Source organism: Azohydromonas caseinilytica, assembly GCF_012927045.1.
Taxonomy (GTDB): Bacteria; Pseudomonadota; Gammaproteobacteria; order Burkholderiales; family Burkholderiaceae_C; genus Azohydromonas; species Azohydromonas caseinilytica.
The window spans coordinates 394,070-407,957 of record NZ_JABBFW010000002.1 but is presented as its reverse complement, the minus strand read 5'-3'; the positions used below and the strand labels follow the sequence as shown (position 1 = coordinate 407,957).

Below are 13,888 nucleotides of genomic sequence, written 5' to 3'. Positions count from 1 at the left end.
ACATCCCTGACATAACAGGAGCAAGACATGGGCAAGATCATCGGCATCGACCTCGGCACCACGAACTCGTGCGTGGCCGTGATGGAAGGCAACACCACCCGCGTCATCGAGAACAGCGAAGGCGCGCGCACCACCCCCTCCATCGTCGCGTACCAGGAAGACGGCGAAATCCTGGTCGGCGCTTCCGCCAAGCGCCAGGCCGTCACCAACCCGCGCCACACCTTCTACGCCGTCAAGCGCCTGATCGGCCGCAAGTTCACCGAGAAGGAAGTGCAGAAGGACATCGACCTGATGCCCTACAAGATCGTCGCCGCCGACAACGGCGACGCCTGGGTGGAAGAGCGCGGCAAGAAGCTGGCGCCGCCCCAGGTCAGCGCCGAAGTGCTGCGCAAGATGAAGAAGACGGCCGAGGACTACCTCGGCGAGGAAGTGACCGAGGCCGTGATCACGGTGCCGGCCTACTTCAACGACAGCCAGCGCCAGGCCACCAAGGACGCCGGCCGCATCGCGGGCCTGGACGTCAAGCGCATCATCAACGAGCCCACCGCCGCGGCCCTGGCCTTCGGCCTGGACAAGCACGGCAAGGGTGACCGCAAGATCGCCGTGTTCGACCTCGGCGGCGGCACCTTCGACATCTCGATCATCGAGATCGCCGACGTGGACGGCGAGAAGCAGTTCGAGGTGCTCTCCACCAACGGCGACACCTTCCTGGGCGGCGAGGACTTCGACCAGCGCATCATCGACTACATCGTCACCGAGTTCCGCAAGGAGCAAGGCGTCGATCTGACCAAGGACGTGCTGGCGCTGCAGCGCCTCAAGGAAGCTGCCGAGAAGGCCAAGATCGAGCTGTCCAACAGCACGCAGACCGACATCAACCTGCCCTACATCACGGCCGACGCCTCGGGTCCGAAGCACCTGAACCTGAAGCTCACCCGCGCCAAGCTGGAAGCGCTGGTCGAGGAGCTGATCGAGCGCACCATCGAGCCCTGCCGCATCGCCATCAAGGACGCGGGCGTCAAGGTCGGCGACATCGACGACGTGATCCTGGTCGGCGGCATGACCCGCATGCCCAAGGTGCAGGAGAAGGTCAAGGAGTTCTTCGGCAAGGAGCCGCGCAAGGACGTCAACCCTGACGAGGCCGTGGCCGTCGGCGCCGCGATCCAGGGCCAGGTGCTGGGCGGCGAGCGCAAGGACGTGCTGCTGCTGGACGTCACCCCGCTGAGCCTGGGCATCGAGACCCTGGGCGGCGTGATGACCAAGATGATCAAGAAGAACACCACGATCCCGACCAAGTTCTCGCAGGTGTTCTCCACCGCCGACGACAACCAGCCGGCCGTGACGATCAAGGTCTACCAGGGCGAGCGCGAGATGGCCTCGGGCAACAAGAGCCTGGGCGAGTTCAACCTGGAAGGCATCCCGCCGGCGCCGCGCGGCCTGCCGCAGATCGAGGTGACCTTCGACATCGACGCCAACGGCATCCTGCACGTCTCGGCCAAGGACAAGGGCACGGGCAAGGAGAACAAGATCACCATCAAGGCGAACTCGGGCCTGTCCGAGGCCGAGATCGAGAAGATGGTCAAGGATGCCGAGGTGAACGCGGCCGAGGACAAGCGCAAGCTCGAACTCGTGCAGGCGCGCAACCAGGCCGACGCCCTGGTGCACTCGGTGCGCAAGAGCCTGACCGAGCATGGCGACAAGCTCGAGGCCGGCGAGAAGGAGAAGATCGAGGCCGCGCTGAAGGACACCGAGGAAGCGCTCAAGGGCGACGACAAGGATGCCATCGAGGCCAAGACCGAGGCCCTGATGACGGCCAGCCAGAAGCTGGGCGAGAAGCTGTATGCCGACGCCCAGGCCGCGGCCGGTGCCGACGCCGCCGCGGGTGCCGCCCCGGGCGGCGAGGCGCCGCAGCAGCAAGCCGCCTCGGGCTCGCGTCCGGCCGACGACAACGTCGTGGACGCCGAGTTCAAGGAAGTCAAGGACAAGAAGTGACGCGCCGCTGAGCCCGACTGACTTCTAAGTTCTAAAAACACCCCCGTGTGGGCTCTGAGGCGCACACGGGGGCTTTTTGCATCGACGCAGCAATTGCCATGGCGAAGCGTGATTACTACGAGGTCCTCGGACTGGCCAAGAACGCCAGCGAGGAGGACATCAAGAAGGCCTACCGCAAGCTGGCCATGAAATACCACCCTGACCGCAATCAGGGTGACGATGCCAAGAAGGCGGAAGAGAAATTCAAGGAGGCCAAGGAGGCCTACGAGATGCTCTCCGACTCGCAAAAGCGGGCCGCCTACGACCAGTACGGCCATGCGGGGGTCGATCCCAACATGGGCGCCGGCCGTGGCCCGGGCCCGGAAGGCTTCGGCGGCTTCGCCGAGGCTTTCGGCGACATCTTCGGCGACCTCTTCGGCCAGGCCGGCGGCGGCGCGCGCCGCGGTCCGGGCGGGCAGCAGGTCTACCGTGGCGGCGACCTCAGCTACACGATGGAGATCACGCTGGAGGAGGCGGCCAACGGCAAGGAAACGCAGATCCGCATCCCGAGCTGGGAGAGCTGCGACACCTGCCACGGCAGCGGCGCCAAGCCCGGCACCTCGCCCAAGACCTGCCCGTCCTGCGGCGGCTCGGGCACGGTGCACCTGCGCCAGGGCTTCTTCAGCATCCAGCAGACCTGCCCGCACTGCCACGGCAGCGGGCGCATCATTCCCGAGCCCTGCCCCACCTGCTCCGGCGCGGGCAAGCTGCGCAAGCAGAAGACGCTGGAAGTGAAGATCCCGGCCGGCATCAACGAGGGCATGCGCATCCGCTCGGCCGGCAACGGCGAGCCCGGCACCAACGGCGGCCCGCCGGGGGACCTGTACATCGAGATCCGCATCAAGCCGCACGAGATCTTCGAGCGCGACGGCGACGATCTGCATTGCAGCGTGCCGGTGGGCATGACGCTGGCGGCGCTGGGCGGCGCGGTGGAAGTGCCCACCCTGGGCGGCAAGGCCGAGATCGAGCTGCCCGAGGGCACCCAGCACGGCAAGACCTTCAGGTTGCGCGGCAAGGGCGTCAAGGGACTGCGCTCCAGCTACCCCGGCGACCTGTACTGCCACATCGCGGTGGAGACCCCGGTGAAGCTCACCGAGCACCAGCGCAAGCTGCTCAAGGAGCTCGACGAGTCCTTCAAGAAGTCCGGCGACCGCCACTCGCCCAATGCCAAGAGCTTTACCGATCGCATCAAGGACCTCTTCAAGTGAGTGCGTGACGCGTTCTGAGCCTGATCCGAGTGCTCGGTCAGCGCGCAAGGCCTCAAGCCAAAGCCCCGCAGGTGTCGAGCCTGCGGGGCTTTTTTGCAGGCGGCTCGGAAGAGATCGAAGCCGGGGACGCCCCGCTCAGCGCGAGGCCGCGGCCAGGCGCAGCTCGCCGCTCTTGTAGGCCGAGGCCGCGACCTGGTAGTAGGCGATGGCTTCCTCGCGCAGCTGCTGGCTCAGCGCGTCATCGGGCAGCTCGCGGCCGGTGTCGGCATCGACCACGCGCGAGCGGCCGCCGGGCTTGAGCTCGACCACGCGGCCGTCCTGGTAGTAGCCCACCGTCTGGTAGTTGGCCAGCAGCGCGCGCTGGTGCTGCTGGCCTTCGCGCAGGATGTCCTGCCCGAAGAAGCGGCTGTGGTAGCTGAAGTTGAGCAGCCCCAGCAGCGTGGGCGCGACGTCGATCTGCGAGGCGATGCTGTCCACCCGCCCGGCCGCCACATGCTTGGGCGCGTAGATGAGCATGGGGATGTGGTAGTTGTCCGGCGGCAGCTCCTGGCGGCCGCGGCCGTTGTGGGTGTGGTCGGCCACGATCACGAACACCGTGTCGTCGAACCAGGGCTTCTTCCTGGCGCGCTCGATGAAGTCGCCGATGGCCCAGTCGGTGTACTTCACGCCGCCCTCGCGCCCGGTCTTGGACGGGATGTCGATGCGCCCGTCCGGGTACGTGAAGGGCCGGTGGTTGGAGGTGGTCATCACGTGCGCGAAGAACGGCTTGCCGGCCGCGGCGCGCTGGTCCAGCTCGCGCAGCGCCAGGCTGAACAGGTCCTCATCCGTCACGCCCCAGATGTTCTCGAAATGGATCTCGTCGGACTTGAGCGCCGTGCGGTCCACCACGGTGTAGCCGTTGCCGCCGAAGAAGGCGTTCATGTTGTCGAAGTAGCCGTAGCCGCCGTAGATGTAGAGCGGCTCGTAGCCCTTGCTCTTGAAGACCTCGCCCACCGTGTAGAGGTTGGCATTGTCGGGGCGCTTGACGATGGAGTGCCCCGGCGTGGGCGGCACGCTCAGGGCCAGCGCCTCCAGCCCGCGCACCGTGCGCGTGCCGGTGGCGTACAGCCGCGTGAACAGCAGCCCGTCCCGGGCCAGGCGGTCCAGGTTCGGCGTCAGGCCCTCCTGGTTGCCGAAGACGCCCAGAAAGCTGGCGGAGAGGCTTTCCACCGACACCAGCACCACGTTGAGCCGCTTCTCCGGCCCGGCGTGCACCACTTCGCGGTCGAAGGGATGGGCCGCGGCCGGGCTGCCCAGCTCCAGCGCCAGCTCGGCCGCGGCATCGCGCGTGGGCAGCGTGCTGTAGAAGCGGTCGTAGTCGATCTCGTTGTGCCAGAAGGCGTACCAGAAGTCGTAGTAGCCGTTGCCCGCCAGCTCGTTGGCCTGCGCATCGGCGGAGAACTCCTTGTAGCGCTCGTCCAACGCGACATAGGACAGCACCGGCGCCGCGGCCAGCAGCAGCGCCACGGCGCCGCGCCGGCGCCAGCTCATGCCGTCCGCGGCCCAGCCCTGCTGGCGCGCCAGCCGTCGCGCCAGCAGGGCCCAGATCGCCAGCGCCACCACGCCCACGCCGCCCAGCAGCAGCGGCAAGTTGTAGGACTCGCGGATGTTGCCCAGCACCTCGGAGGTGTAGACCAGGTAGTCCACGGCAATGAAGTTGAAGCGCGAGGCGAACTCGTTCCAGAAGGTGAATTCGGCCACGCCAACGAAGACCATCAGCACGCACAGCGGCAGCAGCAACGCCAGCATCGTCCAGCGCAGGCCGCGCGCACGCCGCGCCGGCCAGACCAGCAGCAGCCAGCCCAGCGGCGGCAAAAAGAAGGCGGCCACGCCCAGGTCGAACAGTGCGCCGATGCCCAGGATGGGCAGCAGCCGCCAGGGCAGCGCCAGCGACCACTGGCCGTTGAAGGCCAGCAGGCCCAGCCGGACCAGCGCATTGAAAACCAGGAAAGCCACGAGCACGGGCAGCAGCGGCTGCAAGCGCCGGGGCAGCCATCGCGCCGGGCCGGCGGTCGGTGATGCAAACGACATAGGTGGGACGGCCGACGGAGGAGCCGCTGAAAGCGTCTGGTGGGAGCGCAACAGGAGCTGCGCATCGGGTGGGGCGCAATCTAGTACCGGGAGCTGAAGCCGGCATTAAGGCGCACGCTGCGTCGGTACTTGGACCGCGCGAGCGGAGCGTGCCCCAGCCAGTCCGGGACAATCGCGCCCCAAATGAAATCCCGCGTGCTCTTTTCCTCGGAAATCCGAAACTCGCGCCAAGCCTGGAGCCCCCAGGGTTTGGTCGTGCTCACGGCACTGTGGTGCGCCGGTCCGGGCAACTGGCCGCTGTGGCAGCGCCTGATGTCGCTGCCGGAGCTCGCAGGCTGGCGCTTGCCGGTGTTGGGCCTGTCGATGGGCCTGGGCATCGCCGGCGTGCTGGCCGCGCTGCTGGCGCCGCTGGCTTGGCCGCGGCTGGTCAAGCCGCTGCTGAGCCTCGTGCTGCTGTGCCTGGCGGGAGCGGCGCACTTCATCGGCAGCTACGGCGTGGTGCTCGACCCGACGATGATGGTCAACGTGCTGCAGACCGACGCGCGCGAAGTGCGCGACCTGCTGGGCCTGCCGCTGCTGCTGAGCTTCCTGCTGCTGGCGCTGCTGCCGATGGCCTGGCTCTGGCGCCAGCCGCTGGCGCGCCCGGGCCTGCCGCGCGGGCTGCTGCGCAACCTCGCGCTGCTGGTGGGCGGACTGGCGCTGGCGGCGGGGCTGATCTACGCCACCTTCGCCGACTTCTCCTCGCTGATGCGCAACCACACCACGCTGCGCTACATGATCAGCCCGATCAACGGCTGGTACTCGGTGGCGCGCGCGACCACGCGCTCCGCTGCGGCGCAGCGCAACGTGCCGCCGGCACCGGTGGGCCGCGACGCGGTGCTGGCGGCGCGGCCCCAGGGCGCCCCGCCGCCGCTGATGGTGCTGGTGGTGGGCGAGACGGCCCGCGCCGACCATTTCGCCCTCAATGGCTACGGCCGGCCGACCAACCCGGGCCTGTCAGGCCTGCCGGTGGCAAGCTTCACCGACGTCACATCCTGCGGTACCAGCACCGCGGCCTCGCTGCCGTGCATGTTCTCGCTGCTGGGCCGGGAGGGTTTCGAGGCGCAGCGGCAGCCCCAGGAGAACCTGCTGGACGTGCTGCAGCACGCCGGGCTGGCGGTGTTGTGGCTGGACAACCAGTCCGGCTGCAAGGGCCTGTGCGACCGCGTGCACAACGCCATGGCCAGCGATCCCGTGCCCGGCGCGCCGCCGCTGCCGCCGGGCCTGTGCAAGGACAACGGCGAATGCCTCGACATGGCGATGCTGCACGGCCTGGACCAGCGCCTGGCGCAGCTGCCCGCCGAGTCCCGCGCGCGCGGCGTGGTGCTGGTGCTGCACCAGATGGGCAGCCACGGTCCGGCCTACCACCTGCGCTCGCCGGCCGACGGCAAGCCCTTCCAGCCCGAGTGCACCAACACGGCACTGCAGCATTGCGACCGGCAGGCGTTGGTGAACGCCTACGACAACTCCATCGTCTATACCGACCGGCTGCTCACCGCGCTGGCGGCCTGGCTGCAGCACAAGACGCCTGCCTGGACACCGGCGCTGCTGTACGTGTCGGACCATGGCGAGTCACTGGGCGAAAACAACCTGTACCTGCACGGCCTGCCCTACAGCGTGGCGCCGCGCGCCCAAAAGCATGTGCCGCTCATCGCCTGGTGGCCCAAGGCTACCGAGGCCGCCACGGGCCACGACCTGGGCTGCCTGCGCGGCCGGCGCCAGCAGCCGCTGTCCCATGACCATCTCTCGCACAGCGTGCTGGGCTGGCTGCAGGTGAAGACGACGGAGTACCGGGCTGATCTGGACGTCTTCGCGCCCTGTCGTCGGCCAATGGACGCGACCGCCCACTGAGCTCCAGACCCAAGGCGAGCAACTGCAGACGGAACGATTGCCGGGCACTCCCACGGTCATCTGCGAAGCCGGCGCCATGGCGCATGCCTCAAGCCAACGACAAGGCAGTTGGTGCCCAGCATCCCCTGTTGTTTATGCCGGGTTCACATTGAGACGATCTCCCTCCACTCAATGAGAACTTTGTTGCTCCAGAGTTGACAGTGGCACGCAAGAAGACAGCTCCCTTTGGCCGGCTCGGGCGGAGGTGGGCGACGTCACTGCCCACCTCCGCCCCGGCCCTGCTCTCCCCCCGTGGACCTGTAGGCTCTTCTCAGAACAACTCGCCCTGCAGGTTGTCCAACTGCGTCGTCAAGGCACTGGCCGGTGCACCCCGGCGTACCGCTGCGGCCTGGCGCGCGGGCGCGGCCGGGCGGCGGAACTGCGTCAGATCCAGCTCCAGCGGCTGCCGGTTGAGGCCCAGCCGCGCGCAGGCCTTGTGCAGGCGCTGCGACAGCAGCTCGGCCCAGACGCCCTGCCCGCGCATGCGCCGCCCGAAGCGCGCGTCGTTGTCACGCCCGCCACGCAGCTCGCGCATGCGCGCCATCACGTGCGCCGCGCGCTGCGGGAAGTGCTGTTGCAGCCACTGCTGGAACAGCGGGTTCACTTCCCACGGCAGGCGCAGCAACACGCTGAAGGCGCGGCTGGCGCCGGCGTCGCGCGCGGCCTCCAGGATGCGCTCCAGCTCCGGCTCGTTGAGCAGCGGGATCAGCGGCGACACGCTCACGCCCACCGGCACACCGGCGCGCGCCAGCGTTTCAATGGTGCGCAGCCGCCGCGCGGGCGCGGCGGCCCGGGGCTCCATCAGCCGCGCGAGCTTCACGTCCAGCGTGGTGATGGAGACGTACACCGCGGCCAGCCGCTGCGCCGCCATCGGCGCGATGAGATCCAGGTCGCGCTCGATGCCGGCGGACTTGGTGACGATGCTGAAGGCGTGGCGGTGCTCGGACAGCACCTCGATGAGGCCGCGCGTGATGCGCAGCTGCCGCTCCGCGGGCTGATAGGCGTCGGTGGCCGAGCCCAGGCTCAGCAGCGCCGGCTCGTAGCCCGGGCTGGCGAAAGCCTCGTGCAGCTTCTCGGCGGCGTTGGTCTTGGCCACGATGCGCGTCTCGAAGTCCAGCCCCGGCGAGAAGTCGAGATAGCTGTGCGTGGGGCGCGCGAAGCAGTAGATGCAGCCGTGCTCGCAGCCGCGGTAGGGGTTGATCGACAGATCGAAGGGAATGTCGGGCGAGTCGTTGCCCGACAGGATGGTGCGCGCGTGCTGCTCGATGAGCTGCGTGCGCGGCGCAGCGCGCTCCTGCAGCGCCGCCTGGGCCAGCGTGCCCCAACCGTCATCGAAGCCTTCGCGGTCCAGCGCCTCGAAACGGGACGCGATGTGGCCCGACGCGCCCCGCCCCTTGTAGGGCATGAAGCGCAGGGGCACGGCGGCAGGAGTGTGGGCGGTACGCATACTGTGGTTTTATACAGTAGTCGTACCGGTCTGCACAGGGGTGCGTTCCGGGGGGCCGTGGCCGCCGTGCCACGGCTGCAAGGCGGTGGCGTCAGTAGTCGGCCACGCTGCCGGGGGCGAGGTTGTCGAACTTGGTCAGCGGCTTCAGGAAGGTCAGCTTCACCGTGCCCACCGGGCCGTTACGCTGCTTGCCGATGATCACTTCCGCCACGCCGGGCTCCTTGGACTCCTTGTTGTAGTACTCGTCGCGGTAGATGAACATGATCACGTCGGCGTCCTGCTCGATGGCGCCGGACTCGCGCAGGTCGCTCATCATCGGCCGCTTGTCGGGCCGCGTTTCCACCGAGCGGTTGAGCTGCGACAGCGCGATCACCGGGCAGTGCAGCTCCTTGGCCAGGGCCTTGAGGCCGCGCGAGATTTCGCCGATGACGGTGGCGCGGTTCTCCTCGTTGCCCGCCGAGCCGCTCATGAGCTGCAGGTAGTCGATGACGATCAGGCCCAGGCGGCCGCACTGGCGCGCCTGGCGCCGGGCACGCGCACGCAGCTCGGCGGGATTGAGGGCCGGCGTCTCGTCGATGAAGACGCTGGCCTTGCTCAGGCGGTCCACGGTCTCGGTAAGGCGGCTCCACTCGTCGTCGCGCAGTGCGCCGGTGCGCAGGTGCTGCTGGTCGATGCGGCCCAGCGAGCCCACCATGCGCAACGCCAGCTGCGCCGCGCCCATTTCCATGGAGAACACCACCACCGGCAGGCCCTCGTGCACCGCCACATGCTCGGCGATGTTCAGGGCGAAGGCGGTCTTGCCCATGGAAGGGCGCGCGGCCAGGACGATGAGGTCGCCCGGCTGCAGGCCCGCCGTCATGCGGTCCATGTCGTAGAAGCCGGTGCGCACGCCGGTCACCTCTTCGGCACCGTTCTCGGCCAGCTCGGTGACGCGGTCGATGAGCTGCATCACCAGGTGGTCCATGCCCTGGAAACCCTGCTTCTGGCGCGAGCCTTCCTCGCCGATCTTGAAGATCTTGCCCTCGGCCTCGTCCAGGATCTGCGACACCGGACGGCCCTGCGGATTGAAGGCGTTGGTGGCGATCTCGTCGCTGGCCTCGATGAGCTTGCGCAGGATGGCGCGCTCGCGAACGATCTCGGCGTAGCGGCGCAGGTTGGCCGCGCTGGGCACGCTCTGCGCCAGGGCGTTGAGGTAGGCCAGGCCACCGCACTCCTCGGCCTTGCCCAAGCTCTGAAGCTGCTCGAAAACGGTGATGACGTCAGCGGGCTTGCTGGCACTGATGAGGCCGCCAATGGCGGCGTAGATCAGCCGGTGCTCGTAGCGGTAGAAGTCGCCTTCGGCGAGCGTGTCGCCGGCACGGTCCCAGGCGCCGTTGTCGAGCAGCAGGCCGCCGAGCACGCTTTGCTCGGCCTCGATGGAATGCGGGGGCACGCGCAGGCGTGCCACTTCCTCGTCACGCGGGGCGGGAGAGGCGTCACGGGGGGGAAATACAGCAGGCATCGGGCGATGATACGGTGCCCCCCTACCGCCGCTGACGTCACGGTGCCGGCAACCGTGACGTCCTCATGCCAGCTGTGGCGGCCAGCCCACGCGGCCCGAAATCAGCCCACCCGGCCACTTCAAACCACCTTGAAGAGCCAAAAACTCCTCGCGCCAGCGTAAACCCTGGCGCGCTTGGCAATCCCCGGTTCAAGGCAGTCAACTACACTTTTAGCAACAAATTAGACATACAGAAAGAGTGTCATGCTGGCTATCACACTGCTCGGCTTGATCGTCGGGATCGCGGCAGTGCTCACGGGCCAGGCGATGGAAGGCGGCAAGGCCTCTTCTTTGATCCAGCCTTCGGCATTTCTCATCGTGATCGGCGGCACCCTGGGTGCCGTGCTGGTGCAAAGCACGCCGGGCTGCGCGCTGCGTGCAGTGAAGATGCTGGCCTGGCTGGTGATTCCGCCCAAGGGCATCACGCCTGAAGAAATCAAGACCTGGACGGCCATGGCCGAAATCGGTGCCAAGAAGGGTCTGCCGCGCCTGGAAGACACGGCCCGCGTCACGCAGGACCCGTTTCTGAAGAAAGCGCTGGAGTTGGTGGCCGACAACCACCGGGCCGATTTCATCCGCGAGCGACTGCTGACCGAGATCAAGATCCGCGACGCGCAGCTGCGCGTGGGCGCACGCGTGTGGGAGGCCGCCGCGGGCTACGCGCCGACCATCGGCATCCTGGGCTCGGTGCTGGGCCTGCTGCACGTGATGGAGAGCCTGAAGGACCCGTCGCGGCTGGGAACGGGCATCGCGGTGGCCTTCGTCGCCACCATCTATGGACTGGTGACGGCCAACCTGCTCTACCTGCCCATCGCCGGCAAGCTCAAGGTGATCATCAGCGCCATGACCTTGCGCGACGAGATGCGCATGGAAGCCGCTGCGGCCATTGCCAGCGGTGAGAGTCCGTCCAGGGTGCGCGAGCGCCTGACAGCCTTCGTCAACGGCGTGGCGAGCTGAGCATGCGGTCCGCAAGCAGCGAGCTGTGCGACACCGCCCAGGACGAGGACGCTCGCGGCACCGGCTCGACCGGTTTCCGCGCCTCCGAAGCCACGGACAGCGCACTGGAAAAGGCGCTGGCCGACATCGGTGCCCACGCACCCGGCCATCAGGCGATCGAGGCCCTGCAACAACGCGCCAGCCGCTCCGCCAGCCACAACAAGCCCGCACCGATGCTGTTCGCGTCCGCAGCCGAGGGCGAAGGCAGCGCTTCGGTGGACCGCTGGATGGTGTCGTACGCCGACTTCATCACGCTGATGTTCGTGTTCTTCCTGGCGCTGTACACGCTGCTGCCCAAGGAGACGCACGAGGAGCTGCTGGGGCGCGTGGTGCCGCACGACCAGCCGCAGGCGGCTTCGCAGGTGGCCCCACCGGCGAGCCAGCTCATCGGTGCGCCGGAGTTGCTGCTGTCCGAGATCGAGGAGGCGCTGGCGCCCTTGATCGACAGCGGCGACGTGCGCGCTCGGCGCGTGCCGCGCGGCGTGCAGGTCGAGATCCGCGACACGGCGCTGTTCGAGGTCGGCACGGCCGACATCAACCAGCGCGCCCGCAACATCGTGGCGCAGGTGGCGCGCATCTTCGTCTCGCGGCCCAACCTGCTGCAGGTCGAGGGCCACACCGACCCATCGCCGATCCAGAGCGCGCTGTACCCGAGCAACTGGGAGCTTTCCGCGGCCCGCGCCTCGCGCGTGGTGCGGCTGCTGCAGGAATACGGCGTGCGCGCCTCGCGGCTCAGCGCCGTGGGCATGGCCGACACCAAGCCGGTCGGCGACAACGCCACCGCCGAGGGCCGCTCGCGCAACCGGCGCGTGGCCATCATCGTCGTCGCGCCCTGAGCCTGAACGGCAACGACCCGCAGGCTGAACCCTCAGCCTGCCGCCCCAACAAAAAGCCCCTCGCAGCCGAAGCTGGAGGGGCTTTTGAGTTGAGGAGCCTGGTCAGCCGGCGAGAAGCGATCCGCGGGGTGCGACCGCTCCTGCTCCGCAGGCCAGGCTCGCCGAAGCTGAAGGATCGCCAGGGCGCTCCGGACAGCCTCGCCGGGGCGTCACTCCGCCTCGGGAACGACCTTGACGGTCAGTTCGACCACCACGTCGGTGTGGGCAGCCACGGCGACGGGGAACTCGCCCACGGCCTTGAGCGGACCGTTGGGCAGGCGCACCTGGGCCTTGGCGATGTCGAAGCCCTTGGCCTTGAGGGCCTCGGCGATGTCGGCGTTGGTCACCGAGCCGAACAGACGGCCGTCCACGCCGGCCTTCTGCGCGATCTGGACCGTCAGGCCCGAGATGCGCTCGCCCAGCGTCTGGGCGGCGGCCAGCTTGTCGGCGGCGGCCTTTTCCAGTTCGGCGCGGCGGGCTTCGAATTCCTTGATCGCGGCCTCGGTGGCGCGGCGCGCCTGCTTGGTCGGGATCAGGAAGTTGCGGGCGTAACCGTCCTTGACCTTGATGACGTCACCCAGGTTGCCCAGGTTGGCGACCTTTTCGAGCAGGATCACTTGCATGGTGCTGCTTTCCTATCAGAGCTTGTGCTGGTCGCTGTACGGCAGCATCGCCAGGAAGCGCGCGCGCTTGATGGCGGTGGTGAGCTGACGCTGGTAGAAGGCGCGCGTGCCGGTCAGGCGCGCGGGCGTGATCTTGCCGTTCTCACCGACGAAATCGCGCAGCACGTCGATGTCCTTGTAGTCGATCTGCTCAACACCGGCGACGGTGAAGCGGCAGAAGCGCTTGCGGCGGAACAGCAGCGACTGTTGGTTGCGCTTGGGCTTGCGGTCCTTCGAGAAGCGACCTTTTCCACGGGGCGGGGCCATGTTTGACTCCTTGAATCCAGATTCGAAATTGCGAACAGTGCAGCTCAACCGGCGGGGTCGAGTGCCGTGACATGGAAGAGCAGTCCGCGTCCGTTGCGTCCGGCGCTCAGGAAACCGGCGAATTCACCGCTGTCTCCCAGCTCCAGCGCCCCGACGCGCCGCGTGATCTCCCCGATCGCCACGGCCCGGATCTCCAGCGAGACCCGGCGCGGCAGGCCGTCTTCCAGGACCTGCGACTCGTGCTTGAGCCCCAGGTCGAAAGCCGGCAGTCCGGCGGGGGTATAACGCAAGGCGCCGCGCTCGACGAGCTGGGCATGGAGCACCAGCCGGTTCGCGCTGACGGCGGCCTGCGGCAGCGGCGCAAACGCGCCCGCGCTCATCAGGCGGCGCTCTCCTGAGCGGCCTTGCGGGCTTCTTCCTTCTCGACGGCCTTCATCATCACCGACGGGGTCGTCTCAGCCTTGTCCTTGGCCACGGTCAGGTGGCGCAGCACGGCGTCGTTGAAGCGGAAGCCCGTCTCCAGCTCGGCCAGCGTTTCCTTGCTGCACTCGATGTTCAGGCACAGGTAGTGCGCCTTGGCCAGCTTCTGGATCAGGTAGGCCAGTTGACGGCGGCCCCAGTCCTCGACGCGGTGCACCTTGCCACCAGCGTTGGTGACCAGGTTCTTGTAGCGCTCCAGCATGGCCGGAACTTGTTCGCTCTGATCCGGGTGGATCAGCAGCACGATCTCGTAATGACGCATGAATGCTCCTTGTGGGTTCCAAAAAACGGAAGCCGTCCCGCTGCGTCAACATGCAGGGACGGCAAGGCAAGCCGGCGATTATAGCAGCCGAGCAGGATTGACCGCCAGGGCGGCAGGCTCAAAG

12 protein-coding genes are annotated in these 13,888 nt (G+C 67.9%); 5 read left to right on the top strand and 7 right to left on the bottom strand.

What is annotated here, in order from left to right:
• Positions 1-27: 27 nt before the first annotated feature.
• Together dnaK and dnaJ are read left to right on the top strand one after the other, a co-directional pair.
• Complete coding sequence (dnaK, locus tag HHL10_RS04925) at positions 28-1,989, top strand: molecular chaperone DnaK (protein WP_169159211.1); 1,962 nt, start codon at positions 28-30, stop codon at positions 1,987-1,989.
• A 98-nt stretch (positions 1,990-2,087) separates the two neighbouring features.
• Entirely contained in the window at positions 2,088-3,236 is a 1,149-nt protein-coding gene (gene dnaJ, locus HHL10_RS04920; RefSeq protein WP_169159210.1) for a molecular chaperone DnaJ, read from the top strand.
• Between the two features lie 135 nt (positions 3,237-3,371).
• Here dnaJ and HHL10_RS04915 read toward each other — a convergent pair whose 3' ends face one another.
• Entirely contained in the window at positions 3,372-5,231 is a 1,860-nt protein-coding gene (locus tag HHL10_RS04915) for an LTA synthase family protein (protein ID WP_310734526.1), read from the bottom strand.
• A 258-nt stretch (positions 5,232-5,489) separates the two neighbouring features.
• Between HHL10_RS04915 and HHL10_RS04910 the strand changes: the two genes are divergently transcribed.
• A complete protein-coding gene (locus HHL10_RS04910) occupies positions 5,490-7,196 on the top strand; it encodes a phosphoethanolamine transferase (protein ID WP_169159208.1) in 1,707 nt (568 codons plus the stop codon).
• A gap of 310 nt (positions 7,197-7,506) precedes the next feature.
• On the opposite strand, the gene HHL10_RS04905 is transcribed toward HHL10_RS04910, so the two are convergent.
• Both HHL10_RS04905 and dnaB read right to left on the bottom strand, forming a co-directional pair.
• Positions 7,507-8,682 (bottom strand): PA0069 family radical SAM protein, encoded by a 1,176-nt coding sequence (locus HHL10_RS04905; protein WP_169159207.1) that lies wholly within the window; start codon positions 8,680-8,682, stop codon positions 7,507-7,509.
• Between the two features lie 91 nt (positions 8,683-8,773).
• A complete protein-coding gene (dnaB, locus tag HHL10_RS04900) occupies positions 8,774-10,183 on the bottom strand; it encodes a replicative DNA helicase (RefSeq protein ID WP_169159206.1) in 1,410 nt (469 codons plus the stop codon).
• Positions 10,184-10,426: 243 nt separating this feature from the next.
• Between dnaB and HHL10_RS04895 the strand changes: the two genes are divergently transcribed.
• Together HHL10_RS04895 and HHL10_RS04890 are read left to right on the top strand one after the other, a co-directional pair.
• On the top strand, positions 10,427-11,179 hold the full coding sequence (locus HHL10_RS04895; RefSeq protein ID WP_169159205.1) for a flagellar motor protein: 753 nt from the start codon (positions 10,427-10,429) through the stop codon (positions 11,177-11,179).
• A gap of 2 nt (positions 11,180-11,181) precedes the next feature.
• Positions 11,182-12,054, top strand: a complete 873-nt coding sequence (locus HHL10_RS04890; RefSeq protein WP_169159204.1) for an OmpA family protein — start codon at positions 11,182-11,184, stop codon at positions 12,052-12,054.
• 209 nt (positions 12,055-12,263) lie between these two features.
• Here HHL10_RS04890 and rplI read toward each other — a convergent pair whose 3' ends face one another.
• Genes rplI through rpsF form a run of 4 tightly spaced genes read right to left on the bottom strand, consistent with a single transcriptional unit; the run spans position 12,264 to position 13,764 of the window.
• Positions 12,264-12,716 carry a 50S ribosomal protein L9 gene (gene rplI, locus HHL10_RS04885; RefSeq protein WP_169159203.1) on the bottom strand — a complete coding sequence of 151 codons (453 nt, stop codon included), beginning with the start codon at positions 12,714-12,716 and terminating at the stop codon, positions 12,264-12,266.
• A 15-nt stretch (positions 12,717-12,731) separates the two neighbouring features.
• Positions 12,732-13,022 (bottom strand): 30S ribosomal protein S18, encoded by a 291-nt coding sequence (gene rpsR, locus HHL10_RS04880; RefSeq protein WP_169159202.1) that lies wholly within the window; start codon positions 13,020-13,022, stop codon positions 12,732-12,734.
• A 44-nt stretch (positions 13,023-13,066) separates the two neighbouring features.
• Positions 13,067-13,402 carry a primosomal replication protein N gene (priB, locus tag HHL10_RS04875; protein WP_169159201.1) on the bottom strand — a complete coding sequence of 112 codons (336 nt, stop codon included), beginning with the start codon at positions 13,400-13,402 and terminating at the stop codon, positions 13,067-13,069.
• Positions 13,402-13,764, bottom strand: a complete 363-nt coding sequence (rpsF, locus tag HHL10_RS04870; RefSeq protein WP_169159200.1) for a 30S ribosomal protein S6 — start codon at positions 13,762-13,764, stop codon at positions 13,402-13,404. Before rpsF ends, priB begins: the two co-directional genes overlap by 1 nt.
• Positions 13,765-13,888: the final 124 nt, after the last annotated feature.